The sequence below is a fragment of the Mailhella massiliensis genome (genome assembly GCF_020741395.1).
Taxonomy (GTDB): domain Bacteria; phylum Desulfobacterota; class Desulfovibrionia; order Desulfovibrionales; family Desulfovibrionaceae; genus Mailhella; species Mailhella massiliensis_A.
This window is the reverse complement of record NZ_DYZA01000097.1, coordinates 1-12,418: the sequence shown is the minus strand read 5'-3', so window position 1 is coordinate 12,418 and position 12,418 is coordinate 1. Positions and strand designations below refer to the sequence as shown.

Sequence of the window (12,418 nt, the reverse complement as noted above, 5' to 3'; positions counted from 1 at the left end):
AATACAAGATTTTTGCCTAGTATGAGACGGAAATACCGGACATAGGTATGGCTGATATGTTTCTTGATCCTTTTTTCAAGAAGAAAGCGATATTCGGACGGCGGATAGGATGAAGGTACAGGAGCCTGACCCGACTGCGGATTCTGTGACTGCGCTCCGGGCTTTTACCGTTTCTTGACAGAGGGCGGGCATCTTCGTATCACCATAAACGCGCTTGCGGCACAGGTGGAATGTTTTGCCGACAGGCGCTTTTTGCATATCTGGAGGCTTGGAATGTCGGAAGGGAAGGGAGTGATTGCGCGGTACGGCTTGAAGGCCATATTCAACCGCAACTTCAACGTAGTGGCCGTGATCAATCTGTTTATCATGACGGCCTATTACATGATTTTTGTCACAGGCACGCTCTATGTGCGCGAAGCCTACGGGGCGAGCCTGAGCGTGGCGGGCTTTTCCAGCGGCATCATGGTCATAGGCTGCCTTGCAGGGCGCTTCCTTTCCGGGAGCCTGCTTTCGTTGTTCGGCTGCCGTCCCATTCTTTTTGCCGGACTTTTGCTCTATGCAGGCAGTGTCGCCGCCTTTTTCCTTGCAGGTTCCCTTCCGCTTCTTTTTTTGCAGCGTCTTTTTACGGGCATTGCCGTGGGTGTGACGGGTACGGCCACGGGCACCATCGTGGCCTATGTAGTGCCGAGACAGTACCACGGCCTCGGCATCAGCCTCTTTACCATGAGCACGGCGCTTGCTCTGGCAGCCGGGCCTTTTCTCGGCATCACGCTCATGAGCGGGGCGGATTACACCGTCGTGGTGTGGACGGCGCTCGCCTCAGGCGCAGGCTGCCTTGCGGTATTCTGTGCGCTTCAGAGTCTGCCTGCCATGTTGAAAAAGCATCGGCCGCTGACGGATCTGTACAGCTACATCGATCCGCGCGTGGTTCGTTTCTCTCTGGTGGCGCTGGTGGCGTGCCTGGGTTACGGCTGCGTGCAGGCCTTCCTTACTTCTTTTGCTGAGGAAAAGGGCCTTACCTGGGCGGCGGGTGTGTTCTTCCTTGTCTATGCCGCGGCGGCGTTGGGAACCCGGCCCTTCAGCGGGCATGTTCTCGATCATTACGGGGAAAACGTGGTTTTTTATCCCGCGCTTCTGCTCATGGCCCTGTCCATGGCATTGCTTGCCACGGCGGAGACCAGTGCGGCCTTTCTTTTCGCCGCTTTTCTTCTCGGCGCGGGCTTTGGCAATTTCCAGTCCGCCGGGCAGGCCGTCTCGCTGACGCTGGTCACCCGCTCGCGCTTTGCCCAGGCCACCACGACGTTCTTCCTCTTTTTCGACCTCGGCATCGGTCTTGGGCCCTATATTTTCGGTTTTCTGGTGCCTGTCGCCGGGTATGAAGGCATGTTCTTCGGCCTTGCCGCAACGGCCGTTTTTGCGGCATGCCTGTACTGGTTCGAGCACGGCAGGTTCCACGGTGGTCGTCACGCCTGACATACGCACGGACAGAGCATGAACGCAGATCGGGGAAAGCCGGTCGAAAAACAGGTTCAGGCGGCTTCCCGGATCCGCACGAGGAAGCCTTATCTCCGTCTTCTTGCCCCCGGAAGGGGAAGTCCCATGTGCTTCATGTGTGACTTCAGTGTGTTGTAGTGGATTTTCAGAATTTCCGTCGCGCCTCCCGGGCCGGAGAGTTTTCCTCCGCAGTGTTCTATGACTTCCGCGATATACCGTTCTTCATACTCCTTTAAAGACGGCCAGGAGGCCCTTTCTCCGGGAGTCTTTTCCGGCGCATGTTCCGGCAGGGAGGTTGTTCGGAGAGCCGCGGAGCCGTCGGGAGAGAAGTGTATGGTTCTGCTGTTGCGGGCCTTGCATTGCAGAAGGGCCTTTTCCACCACATTTTCCAGTTCCCTGACATTGCCCGGCCAGGCATAGCGGCAAAGGACGTTCATTTCCCCTTCCTCCACCTCGGGAACGAAGGGGAGTCTCAGCTCCTTGCTTTTTTTCAGAAGAAAGTGGTTCAGCAGCACGGGAATATCGTGCAGCCTCCTGCGCAGAGGAGGGACGAGGATGGGATAGACCGAGAGCCTGAACCAGAGATCCTGCCGGAACAGCCCGGCTTCAAGCTTGTCGAGGAGGTTTTCCTGCGTGGCGGCGATAACGCGCACATGCACGGGAAAATATCTGCTTCCTCCCACGCGGCGGAGCATCCCGTCCGTCAGGATGCGCAGCAGACGCACCTGAGCCATACCCGGCATTTCCCCTATTTCATCGAGGAAAATAGTGCCGCCGTCGGCCATTTCAAAGTATCCCTGCCGGGATGAGGCCGCGCCGGTGAAGGCTCCCTTTTCATGCCCGAACAGCTCGCTGTCCACAAGATCCGGGGGAATGGCTCCGCAGTTTACCTTGATGAGCGGGCCGTCCCTGTGACTGGAAAGTTCGTGGATCATATCCGCCACGGCTTCCTTGCCGACACCGGTTTCCCCGAGAATCAATACCGTCGTATCCACATCGGCTACGGCCTCTATCTGTGCCTTGACGTCCTGCAGGCCGGGACACAGGCATATTTTTTCCTTTCCGCTTTCTCCCCGAGGAGAAATGCGGGTTCCGGCGTTGAGGTCTATTCCCGAAAGATTGTCTTCCAGCTCCGCCGCGAGAGGTGCCAGAAGGCGGTGCAGGCCGGCAAGGTCCTCATCGTCGAAGGCATGGAATTCCTTTGACCAGAAGCACAGCAGGAATACGGCGGTGGACGACCGGAAAAGAGGGATGCGCAGCATGGAGTTGTGGAACAGGTAGGGCATGTCGCAGGCAAAGGCCCCGCCTGTTTTTGGGGGCCGGGGAATGACGGCGCCTATGTCTCCCACAATGATATCTTCCGTAATGCGCTCCCGCAGGAGCATCGGGGGCAAAAGCCCTCTCTCGGCGAATTTGTTGGAGACGTTGACCTTGTTGGTATCGGACATGGTGACGAGCACATCGGCGTTCACCGTGCAGTACAGCGCGTTGATGCGGGCGACGGGAAGGAATGGCTGGAGCGTGTCCAGAAGAAAAAGCAGCAGGTTGCGCAGGCCGCTGGTTCTGTACATGGCCACGCACGATTCTGCGGCAATATGGGAGTCGAACAGAAGCTCTTTATTCATAGTGTGTGCAGATTTTACCGGCAAAAATTCACAGTATCTGGAATAGCTGTAGCCGCGCTTCATCCCTGCGTCAAATGATTTTTAAAGAAAATGCACGGGTTAGCGTTGAAAGGCATATTGGCATGCTTTTTGCTTTTGCATGAGGTATACTCCGGAGCCCCGCCCCGGCAACACGCAACAGGAGAATACCATGCCCCCTATCATCAACCCGGATGCATGCTCACACTGCGGTATGTGCGCTACCCTGTGTCCCATGCACATATTCAAGTATACCAAGGGACAGATTCCCGAGGTGGCCTATCCTGAAGAGTGCTGGCACTGCAATGCCTGCGTTCTCGACTGTCCGAAAAAAGCCATAGAACTGAGGCTGCCGCTCAACTACATGATGCTTCATGTGGATGTGGAGTCACTTCACAAGTAGGGCGCTGGTACCTTGCGGGGCGCGCCGCGCCCCGGCAGGCCGCCGCGCCTCTGCCGGCGAAAGCCCCTCATGACGAGGGCCGGAGAAAGAACTCTTGCATTTCGGGCCGTTCGGAAAAGCCTTCAAGGAGAATTTCATGATACAGTTCAAAGAACCCATGACTACCGACGTCCTTATCGTCGGAGGTGGTATCGGCGGACTTTGCGCCGCCATAGCTTCCGCTGAAGCCGGAAGGGATACCCTGGTCGCGGAGAAGTCCGATTCCCGGCGTTCCGGTTCGGGATCCACGGGCAACGACCATTTTCTCTGTTATTATCCCAAGGTTCACGGCGATGATATTACGCCTATACTCCAGGAAACATTTCAGAGCCAGATCGGAGGTTTTCACGACCCCAGGCTGACGTTGCGCTTCCTGCAGGAATCCATCGCCATGGCCGACAGATGGCTGGAATGGGGCATCAACATGCGTCCGTTCGGCCCCGATTACGAATTCATGGGGCACGCCTTCCCCGGCCGTCCCAGGATATGGCTGAAGTACGACGGCCATAATCAGAAGTATGTGCTTACTGCCAGGGCAAAGAAAGCCGGGGCCAGGATCCTGAACCACAGCCCCATCGTGGAGCTCATCAAGGTCGACGGGGAAATCGCCGGGGCGCTTGCCCTTGACATAAGCGCCGAGGAACCGGCTTTCAGGATCATCAGGGCAAAGAAAGTCATCCTTGCCACGGGTACGGCCAACAGGCTTTATCCTTCGGCGGGCAGCCCGGGCAGCCCGTTCAACACGGCCTTCTGCCCGGCCTGTACCGGCGCGGCACAGGCTCAGGCATGGCGCATCGGCGCGAAGATGGTCAACATGGAAATGCCCAACCGTCACGCCGGGCCCAAGTTTTTCGCCCGGGCCGGGAAGTCGACCTGGATAGGGGTGTACCGCTATCCCGACGGGAAGCTGCTCGGGCCTTTTGTGGAGAAGGCCACCCGCTATATCGGGGATATCACCTGCGATGTGTGGAATACCGCCTATACAGACCTTATCCATAACGGTACCGGCCCGGCCTATATTGATTGCAGCACCATCAACAAGGACGACCTCGACTTCATGCGGGAAGGCATGGTCAGTGAAGGGCTCACCGCTGTGGTGGACTACATGAAGCGCCATGATCTTGACGTGGCGCGGCACGCCTTTGAATTCATGCAGTATGAGCCGCACCTTATCGGGCGCGGCCTTGAGGTGGACATAAACGGCGAGACCTCCATCCCCGGCCTCTACGGCACAGGCGACATGGTAGGCAATTTCCGGGCGGATATTTCCGGCGCCGCCGTGTACGGCTGGATAGCCGGATGCCATGCCGCCGAGACGGCGAAGAATACGTCTTTGAAGGAAATCGGGGATTCCGCATGGGTCAGGGAACGGGCGGAACTTTACAGCTCCTTCCTCGGAAGGAAGAACGGAGGAACCTGGAAGGAAGCCAACCTCGGCCTTCAGCAGATCATGGCTTCCTATGCTGCGGCCGGGCCGTACAACGTCCGCTCGGAAAGCCTGCTCAAGGCGGGCCTGAAATACCTGGGAGATTTGCGCGAGAACTCCGTGGCTTCCCTTTCCGTGGACAACGCCCATGGCCTGATGCGCGCCGTGGAGGCCCTGGATCTCATGGACAACGGGGAAATCATCATGCATGCGGCCCTGGAGCGCAAGGAGACCAGGGGCATGCACTGCCGCTCCGACTACACCTTCACCAATCCCCTTCTGAACAACAAGTTCCTCCAGGTCTGGAAGGAGGACGGGCAGGTGCATACCAGCTGGCGTGAACGCTGGGGTATCTGACCCGGGGCCGGGCCCATGCCCGCGCGGGAGGATATGACGGATGGAAAAAGGCGCGGGGCCTGAGCCCTGCGCCTTTTTCCATCCGCCTTGCGGGGAAGGAAAGGCCCGCTCTCTTTTCGGGGAGGGCGGGCCTTTTGTCATGTCAGGGGCATTCCCCTGTCCGGATCAGTAGGCGTGTTCATCCTTCAGGGTTTCCTTCGTTACCTTGTGGGCGAAGGTCCAGTATACCCAGGCCTGGTAGAGAAGCACCACGGGCACGGCACAGAGCGTAACGGTGAGCATGATCTTCAGGGTGAGGGGGCTGGAGGAACCGTTGAAGATGGTGATGCTGTAGGCCGGATCAATGCTGGAGAGGATGATGCCGGGGTACATGCCGAACACGCCGAAGAAGGTAAGGCCCAGGATGAACAGGGCGCTGCATATCCAGGCGGCGAGAGTGCTGGAGTTCAGGCAGAGGCGGCTGGCCACAAGGCCGATGACGGCGAGGGCAAGGGCCGCGTAGGCGGCGGGGTGCTGCGCCAGACGGGTGAAGCTTTCGGTGTAGTGGCCGGTGAGGGCCAGGAAGACGAGCACCAGGGAAAGCAGCACCGGCCAGAGCGCCTTGGCGGCTTTGAAGGCCTTGGCCTGAAGGTTGCCTTCGGACTTGAGTTCCAGCCAGAGCGCGCCGTGATAGCAGAACATGACGACGAAGAACACGCCGCCCGCGAGGCCGTAGGGGTTCAGGAGCTTGAGCAGGCTGCCGTGGTACACGCCGTTTCCGTCGATGGGGATGCCCATGAAGAGGTTGGCGAAGGCCACGCCGAGCAGAAGCGCGGGCAAAAAGCTCCCGAGCGTCATGCACACGTCCCAGCAGAAGATCCAGGTGCAGGAATCGCCCTTGCCGCGGAATTCAAAGGCTACGGCGCGGAAGATGAGGCAGAAGAGCAGGATGAGCAGGGGCGCGTACAGAGCGCTGAACATGACGGCGTAGGCGTTGGGGAAGGCGGCGAAAGTCACGCCGCCTGCGGTGATGAGCCACACTTCATTGCCGTCCCAGTAGGGGCCCTGGGCATTGTAGATGACGCGGCGTTCATGGTCGTTGGAGGCCAGGAAGGGCATGAGGCTGCCCATGCCGAGGTCGAAGCCGTCGAGAATGAAGTACACGGCCCAGAGGAGCGTCCAGAGGAAGAACCAGATTGTTTCCATGTTACGCCTCCTCAGCGGCTTTGGCGGGTTCGGGGCCCTTGCGGGAATTGGTGTACAAGAGCCAGATATCGATCAGCCCGAGCAGGGTATAAATGACAAGGAAGGCGATGACGGAAAGCAGCACCGAGCTTGAGGGCACGGGGGAAACCGCGTCCGAGGTACGCATGAGGTTGTACACGATCCAGGGCTGGCGGCCCACTTCCGCCACGGTCCAGCCGAGCATGATGCAGATGTAGGGCAGGGGGATCATCCAGGGCAGTATTTTTGCAAGGCGCGCGTCGGAGGCAATGTCCTTGCGGCGCCACCAGGCCCAGGCCGCCACGGCGATGAACAGGCAGCCCAGGGCCACCATGAGGCGGAAGGAAAGGAAGGTGGGCAGCACGGGCGGGATATCTTCCTTGGCAAAGTCGCTCAGGCCCTTGACCTCGGCGTTGATATCATTGAAGGCGATGAAGCTCATGAGCCCGGGAATGGGCAGGGCTTCCACAAGGTTGCGGCCGTTTTCCTGATCGGGCCAGACCAGAAGATACATGGGGGCCCTGGTCTGCGTGGTCCAGTGCGATTCCATAGCCGCCATCTTGGCGGGCTGGTATTCGGCCACGTTCATGCCCTGATGGTGTCCGGCGATGCCGACGAGCAGGGCCATGATGAGGGTGAAGGGCGCGGCGATGCGCACGGCCTTGGTGAAGAGGGAGACTTCATTCTTGCGTGCGAGGTGCCATGCGGCCACGCCGAGCACGAAGAAGCCGCCCAGCATCCAGGCGGAGGATACGGTGTGGAAATATTCGCCCCAGGCATAGGGGTTGGAAATGACGGCGAAGAAGTCGTCGAGTTCCGCACGGCCGTTGCGGATGGTGTAGCCCACGGGGTTCTGCATGAAGCCGTTGGCAAGGATGATCCACAGCGCGGAGATGTTGCCGGCAAGGGCCACCATCCAGATGGCGAAGCAGTGCACCTTCTTGCTTACCTTTTCCCAGCCGAAGGTCCATACGGCTACGAAGGTGGATTCGAGGAAGAAGGCCACCGTGGCTTCAATGGCAAGGAGCGAACCGAAAATGTCGCCCACATAGGCGGAATAGCGCGACCAGTTGGTGCCGAACTGGAATTCCAGCGTGATGCCGGTCACCACGCCGAGGACAAAGTTGATGAGGAAGAGTTTGCCCAGGAATTTGACCATCCTCTTGTAGTCTTCATCCCCGGTGCGCACATAGAGCGTTTCCATGATGGCGAGCAGGATGGAAAGGCCCAGGGTGAGGGGCACGAAGATGAAGTGGAAGAAAACAGTCATGGCAAACTGGAGGCGGGAAAGGAGGATGAGGTCCATGCTGTGCTCCTTGGTGCTCTCTTGCGCATCCAGATGTGCGGCCTCAGGTCGGCCGAAGCGGCTTTTTCGTAAAGCCTCTTTTTCCGTTGGGGCGGCGGGGCATGGGGAAGCCCCGCCGCTCTTGCCCCGCCCGGAAGAGGGCGGGGCTTAGGGACTTACGCCCCGCATTTTTCCTTCAGGGCGCGGGCCACGGCGACGCCGAGTTCGCGGCACTTGGCAAGATCTTCTTCCTGGGGATTGAAGTAGCACTTGAGCGGTTCGCCCACGAGCTCGACCTTCATTTCGGCAAGGGCGTCGGCCATCATCTTGGGCGCTTCGCCGGACCAGCCGTAGGTGCCGAAGGTCGCGCCTACGAGGTTCTGGGGCCGCAGGCCCTTCACATGGGCGAGGCAGGCCATCATGTTGACCATGGGCATGTTGTTGCGCGTGGCGGAGCCGAGGATGAGCGCGCCGCTGTCGGCAAGTTCCGTCATCACGTCGCTGCAGTGGCAGTTCTGGAGGTTCACGAGCACATAGGGCACGTTTTCCGCTTCCAGTCCGTCGGCCACGGCTTCGGCCATTTTGGCGGTGCCGTTCCACATGCTTTCATAGGCAATGACGGCGCGGAGCTGGGGCTTCTGTTCGGCAAAGGCCATGTAGGAGTCGATGACGAACTTCACGTCTTCGGGGGTACGGAAGATGAGGCCGTGATCGGGGGCGATGATATCGAACTGCAGGCCGAGGTCGGTGACGCGCTTCAGGGTCTTGAGCACCTGGGGAGAATAGGGCAGCACGATATTGTAGTAGTAGCGCTTCATGGAATCATAAAGCACGGTGCGGTCGCATTCGTCCACGAAGCGGAAGGAGCTTGCGATATTCTGGCCGAAGGCGTCGTTGCTGAAAAGGACCTTGTCTTCTTCAAGGTAGGAGACCATGCTGTCGGGCCAGTGCAGCATGCGGGTTTCCAGGAAGGTGACGTTGCGCTTGCCGATGTTCAGGCGCTGGCCGTCCTTCACGATCTCAATGGGCCACCCTTCGGTATTATAGATGTTCGTCATGGACTTGTAGCCCATGGGCGAGCAGAAGATCTTTTCGGGCTTGCACAGCTTCACGATGCGGGGAAGGGCGCCGGAATGGTCCTGCTCCAGGTGATTGCACACGATGTAGTCGATGCTTTCCGGGTCGATGATCTCGGAAATGTGCTTCACGAGCGTGTCAAATTCGTGGGCATTCACGGTGTCGAAGAGCACCTTCTTCTCATCGCATACGAGATAGGCATTGTAGGTGCTGCCTTCGGGGGAGCGGCTGTAGTGATGGAAATTGCGGATATCGAAGTCGACGGCGCCGACCCAGTAAATGTCCTTTTTCAGCTCAACAGGTCTCATAGGTTCCTCTCTCGGGGTAAAACAAAAAAGCGGGAAGCCTTCTTTCGAAGGCTGCCCGCGAAGAGATGTGCCGGATATTACTCGGCTTCAAAATCGGCCTTGGAAGCGCCGCAGACGGGGCAGACCCAGTCTTCGGGGATATCTTCAAAGGCGGTGCCGGGAGCGATGCCGGAATCAGGGTCGCCCGCAGCCGGGTCGTATTCGTAACCGCAGACATTGCAGGTGTACTTTTTCATGGGGAAGTCTCCTTGGTGTGGTGGCTCAGCGCCAGTTGTCCATGTTACAGTGTTTCACTCTATCCTGCTCTTCCGCTCGCTTGCCGTTGTTGAAGCGATCGGTTGTGCCCACAAGGTAGCCGGTGATGCGGCGGATGCGTTCAAACTTTACGCCGCTTCCGGCGAGCTCCTCTCGCAGAGAGGAGGACACAGAAGTTTTGCATTGGACCATGGGGAAAGTTTCTTTGCCCTCAGGCGATCTTCTTGAACATTTTCTTGCCGGCGCCGCAGACGGGGCAGTGCCAGTCGTCGGGAAGGTCTTCAAAGGAGGTTCCTGCGGGGATCTTCCCCTTGCGGTCGCCTTTTTCCGGGCGGTAGATATAGCCGCAGTTGCTCATCTGGCACTGCCACATGGCCATATCGCTTTCCGTTTTTTCCGCTTCGCCTTCCACGGCTTCAAAATCGGCCTTGGAAGCGCCGCAGACGGGGCAGACCCAGTCTTCGGGGATATCTTCAAAGGCGGTGCCGGGCGCGATGCCGGAATCGGGGTCACCCGCAGCCGGGTCGTATTCCCAGCGGCACAGGGTGCACACATACTTCTTCATGGTTATCCCTCGAAGGCGGCCTTCCACAGGCCGTGCTTGTTGCAGAATTCGCGGGCGGTGACCTTGTCGGCCTTCACGCAGAATTCGGCTTCGGGAGCGTCGCCGGGGTTCAGGAAGGCAAAATAGGAAACGCCGTCGGCCAGAAGCTCAATCCATTCAATGTAATGATCTTCCGCCATGGGATGGGCGGCGGAGCCGACCTTCACCTTGTAGCCGTTTGCCGTCTTTTCAATGACGGGGACATGCTTTTCGCTGGCGCCGTCGGTGGAACCTTCGCGCATAAGCTTCATGGGTTCGCCGCAGCAGATGAGGGGGGCGGCGCCGCCGTGAAGGACTTCCACAATATTTCCACAATGTTTGCACTGATATACTTCAAATCTTGCAGGCATGTTATGTCTCCTGGTAGAGGTGTGTTTCAAGATGGCGTCGGGGCGGAACCCGATGCGCGAATAAATAATAATTATTCTTGATAAGAAGTCAAGAATAAATTTTCAGCTGAGGCGGGAGAAAGAAGAAGCATTTTTTCCGGGGCCGCTGTGTGAAATCGGCTTTTCGGGAAATGCCCCCATCTTTTGCTGGAAAAACGAAAAGCTTTGTGCTAAAAGATTTCCCGCAAAAAATTTCCCGCCCGAGTTCTCTTGGCTATTGCCAGGAAATACGATACACAGTCCCGGACTGCCATGAAAGTATATCGCGATTATTATTTTCTTAAGGCCAAAGAGGAACATTACCCTGCCCGTTCCGTGTACAAGCTCAAGGAAATGGACAGGGCTTTCCGGCTTTTCAGGCCCGGCATGAAGGTGCTGGATCTCGGCGCCGCCCCCGGCTCGTGGTCGCTCTATGCTGCGGAGAGGGTGGGGGACAGGGGGCTGGTGCTTTCCTGCGATTTGCAGAGTACGGACACGGCCTTTCCTCCTAATGTGACGTTTCTTCAGGAGGACGTGTTTGAGCGTACGCCGGAGTTTGAGGCTCTGCTTGCGGAGAAGGGGCCGTTTGACATGGTCATCAGCGACATGGCCCCCCGCACCACGGGAACAAAGTTCACCGACCAGGCTCGCTCTCTGGAGCTGTGCCTGGAGGCCGTGGAGGTGGCTGACCGCTATCTCAAGCCGGGCGGGGGCTTCATCGCCAAGATTTTCATGGGGCCGGACTTTCAGGAGCTGGCAAAGGCGCTGCGCGCGCGTTTTGCCACGGTAAAAACATTCAAACCCAAGAGTTCCCGCGCCGAAAGCAAGGAAATTTTTGAAGTCGGCATGGGATTCAAGGGGCCTGTTCAAGGGTAAACACTTTTTTGTTCGGAGGCATACATGTCGGGACACAATAAATGGGCAAACATCAGACTTCGCAAGGGTGCTCAGGACGCCAAGCGCGGCAAGGCCTTCACCAAGGCCGCCAAGGAAATCATCATCGCCGCCAAGAGCGGCGGGGACCCTGCCGGCAATGCCCGTCTGCGTTCCGCCATTGCGGCCGCCAAGGCCGTGAACCTGCCCAAGGATAAGATTGAAGCCGCAATCCGCAAGGGTACCGGCCAGGATGCGGGCGGCGACATTACCGAAATCATGTACGAAGGCTACGGCGCGGGCGGCGTGGCCATTATTGTGGAAACCGCCACCGACAACAAGAACCGTACCGTGGCCGAAGTGCGCCATGTGTTCACCAAGTATGGCGGCGCCATGGGCGAAAGCGGCTCCGTGGCCTTCCAGTTCGACCGCATGGGCGTCATCACGCTGGACAAGGAGAAGTACGCCGACGAGGAAACCGTGATGAACATGGTGCTCGAAGCCGGCGCCGATGACGTGCAGGACAATGACGATACCTGGGAAGTGCGTACGTCCATGTCCGATTTCAACACCGTGCGCGAAACTCTGGAAGGCCAGAGCGTGGAAATGATGGAAGCTCAGCTTGCCATGGTGCCCCGTATGCTGGTGCCCGTGGACGCGGAAACTGCCAGGAAGCTCATGCGCCTTACCGACGCCCTGGAAGAACTGGACGACGTGCAGAACGTGTACACCAACGCCGACTTCCCCGAAGATTTCGATCCTGAAGCGTAAGGTACTGCCCTGATTTCAGGAGTAAGTTTCGAGCCCTCTTTCCTTTGTGGAAAGGGGGCTTTTGTTAAGGACTTCAGGCAGTTGAGGGAGCGGAAGCGACCGAAACAGAAAAACACCCGCTTAGCGGGTGGAACTCAAAACGATTATACCTGAAAAAACACCTTTTCGATAAGACGGAGTTGTTCAGGCTTCCGTCCCCATCAAAAAGGTGTTTTTTTATGGCGAAAGAACAACATTCGGCACATACGAAATGGCTGTGTAAGTACCATATTGTCTTCACACCCAAGTATGGAAGAAAAGTAATTTATGGGC

The 12,418-nt window shown here is 58.1% G+C and carries 13 protein-coding genes and 2 pseudogenes; 6 read left to right on the top strand and 9 right to left on the bottom strand.

The annotated features are described in order from the left end of the window. Positions 1–273 precede the first annotated feature (273 nt). A complete protein-coding gene (locus tag K8W16_RS05245) occupies positions 274–1,473 on the top strand; it encodes an MFS transporter (protein ID WP_304121802.1) in 1,200 nt (399 codons plus the stop codon). 89 nt (positions 1,474–1,562) lie between these two features. Here the strand turns inward: K8W16_RS05245 and K8W16_RS05240 are convergent, their stop codons facing one another. Next, positions 1,563–3,119, bottom strand: coding sequence for a sigma 54-interacting transcriptional regulator (locus tag K8W16_RS05240; RefSeq protein ID WP_304121799.1), 1,557 nt, complete (start codon positions 3,117–3,119; stop codon positions 1,563–1,565). Between the two features lie 190 nt (positions 3,120–3,309). Here K8W16_RS05240 and K8W16_RS05235 point away from each other — a divergent pair, with 190 nt between their 5' ends. Further along, positions 3,310–3,540 carry a ferredoxin family protein gene (locus K8W16_RS05235; protein ID WP_304121797.1) on the top strand — a complete coding sequence of 77 codons (231 nt, stop codon included), beginning with the start codon at positions 3,310–3,312 and terminating at the stop codon, positions 3,538–3,540. Between the two features lie 136 nt (positions 3,541–3,676). After that, complete coding sequence (locus K8W16_RS05230) at positions 3,677–5,362, top strand: FAD-dependent oxidoreductase (protein WP_304121794.1); 1,686 nt, start codon at positions 3,677–3,679, stop codon at positions 5,360–5,362. Positions 5,363–5,527: 165 nt separating this feature from the next. On the opposite strand, the gene cydB is transcribed toward K8W16_RS05230, so the two are convergent. The 8 genes and pseudogenes from cydB to K8W16_RS05190 form a co-directional block, all read right to left on the bottom strand. After that, positions 5,528–6,547, bottom strand: coding sequence for a cytochrome d ubiquinol oxidase subunit II (gene cydB / locus K8W16_RS05225; protein ID WP_304121792.1), 1,020 nt, complete (start codon positions 6,545–6,547; stop codon positions 5,528–5,530). A 1-nt stretch (position 6,548) separates the two neighbouring features. Next, positions 6,549–7,871, bottom strand: a complete 1,323-nt coding sequence (locus K8W16_RS05220) for a cytochrome ubiquinol oxidase subunit I (protein ID WP_304121790.1) — start codon at positions 7,869–7,871, stop codon at positions 6,549–6,551. Between the two features lie 155 nt (positions 7,872–8,026). After that, positions 8,027–9,235, bottom strand: a complete 1,209-nt coding sequence (locus K8W16_RS05215; protein WP_304121787.1) for an FprA family A-type flavoprotein — start codon at positions 9,233–9,235, stop codon at positions 8,027–8,029. A gap of 77 nt (positions 9,236–9,312) precedes the next feature. Continuing rightward, on the bottom strand, positions 9,313–9,471 hold the full coding sequence (gene rd / locus K8W16_RS05210) for a rubredoxin (RefSeq protein ID WP_304121784.1): 159 nt from the start codon (positions 9,469–9,471) through the stop codon (positions 9,313–9,315). Positions 9,472–9,496: 25 nt separating this feature from the next. Continuing rightward, on the bottom strand, positions 9,497–9,682 hold the full coding sequence (nrdD, locus tag K8W16_RS05205; protein ID WP_304121781.1) for an anaerobic ribonucleoside-triphosphate reductase: 186 nt from the start codon (positions 9,680–9,682) through the stop codon (positions 9,497–9,499). A 19-nt stretch (positions 9,683–9,701) separates the two neighbouring features. Then, positions 9,702–9,869 carry a rubredoxin gene (locus K8W16_RS05200; protein WP_304121805.1) on the bottom strand — a complete coding sequence of 56 codons (168 nt, stop codon included), beginning with the start codon at positions 9,867–9,869 and terminating at the stop codon, positions 9,702–9,704. A gap of 36 nt (positions 9,870–9,905) precedes the next feature. Further along, a pseudogene (rd, locus tag K8W16_RS05195) lies at positions 9,906–10,055 on the bottom strand (rubredoxin); the annotation flags it as partial. 2 nt (positions 10,056–10,057) lie between these two features. Then, positions 10,058–10,444, bottom strand: coding sequence for a desulfoferrodoxin (locus tag K8W16_RS05190; RefSeq protein ID WP_304121779.1), 387 nt, complete (start codon positions 10,442–10,444; stop codon positions 10,058–10,060). Positions 10,445–10,735: 291 nt separating this feature from the next. Here K8W16_RS05190 and K8W16_RS05185 point away from each other — a divergent pair, with 291 nt between their 5' ends. The 3 genes and pseudogenes from K8W16_RS05185 to K8W16_RS05175 all read left to right on the top strand — a co-directional run. Beyond that, complete coding sequence (locus K8W16_RS05185; protein WP_304121777.1) at positions 10,736–11,338, top strand: RlmE family RNA methyltransferase; 603 nt, start codon at positions 10,736–10,738, stop codon at positions 11,336–11,338. Between the two features lie 24 nt (positions 11,339–11,362). Next, positions 11,363–12,106, top strand: coding sequence for a YebC/PmpR family DNA-binding transcriptional regulator (locus K8W16_RS05180; RefSeq protein WP_304121775.1), 744 nt, complete (start codon positions 11,363–11,365; stop codon positions 12,104–12,106). Positions 12,107–12,324: 218 nt separating this feature from the next. Next, positions 12,325–12,418: pseudogene (locus K8W16_RS05175) on the top strand (IS200/IS605 family transposase); the annotation flags it as partial.

Bases quoted from the DNA above. Each gene is read 5' to 3' on its own strand.
- K8W16_RS05215 (WP_304121787.1), bottom strand. From the start codon at position 9,235: ATGAGACCTGTTGAGCTGAAAAAGGACATTTACTGGGTCGGCGCCGTC.
- K8W16_RS05220 (WP_304121790.1), bottom strand. From the start codon at position 7,871: ATGGACCTCATCCTCCTTTCCCGCCTCCAGTTTGCCATGACTGTTTTC.
- K8W16_RS05185 (WP_304121777.1), top strand. From the start codon at position 10,736: ATGAAAGTATATCGCGATTATTATTTTCTTAAGGCCAAAGAGGAACAT.
- K8W16_RS05230 (WP_304121794.1), top strand. From the start codon at position 3,677: ATGATACAGTTCAAAGAACCCATGACTACCGACGTCCTTATCGTCGGA.
- nrdD (WP_304121781.1), bottom strand. From the start codon at position 9,682: ATGGTCCAATGCAAAACTTCTGTGTCCTCCTCTCTGCGAGAGGAGCTC.
- K8W16_RS05190 (WP_304121779.1), bottom strand. From the start codon at position 10,444: ATGCCTGCAAGATTTGAAGTATATCAGTGCAAACATTGTGGAAATATT.
- K8W16_RS05245 (WP_304121802.1), top strand. From the start codon at position 274: ATGTCGGAAGGGAAGGGAGTGATTGCGCGGTACGGCTTGAAGGCCATA.
- K8W16_RS05235 (WP_304121797.1), top strand. From the start codon at position 3,310: ATGCCCCCTATCATCAACCCGGATGCATGCTCACACTGCGGTATGTGC.
- rd (WP_304121784.1), bottom strand. From the start codon at position 9,471: ATGAAAAAGTACACCTGCAATGTCTGCGGTTACGAATACGACCCGGCT.
- K8W16_RS05240 (WP_304121799.1), bottom strand. From the start codon at position 3,119: ATGAATAAAGAGCTTCTGTTCGACTCCCATATTGCCGCAGAATCGTGC.
- K8W16_RS05200 (WP_304121805.1), bottom strand. From the start codon at position 9,869: ATGGCCATGTGGCAGTGCCAGATGAGCAACTGCGGCTATATCTACCGC.
- K8W16_RS05180 (WP_304121775.1), top strand. From the start codon at position 11,363: ATGTCGGGACACAATAAATGGGCAAACATCAGACTTCGCAAGGGTGCT.
- cydB (WP_304121792.1), bottom strand. From the start codon at position 6,547: ATGGAAACAATCTGGTTCTTCCTCTGGACGCTCCTCTGGGCCGTGTAC.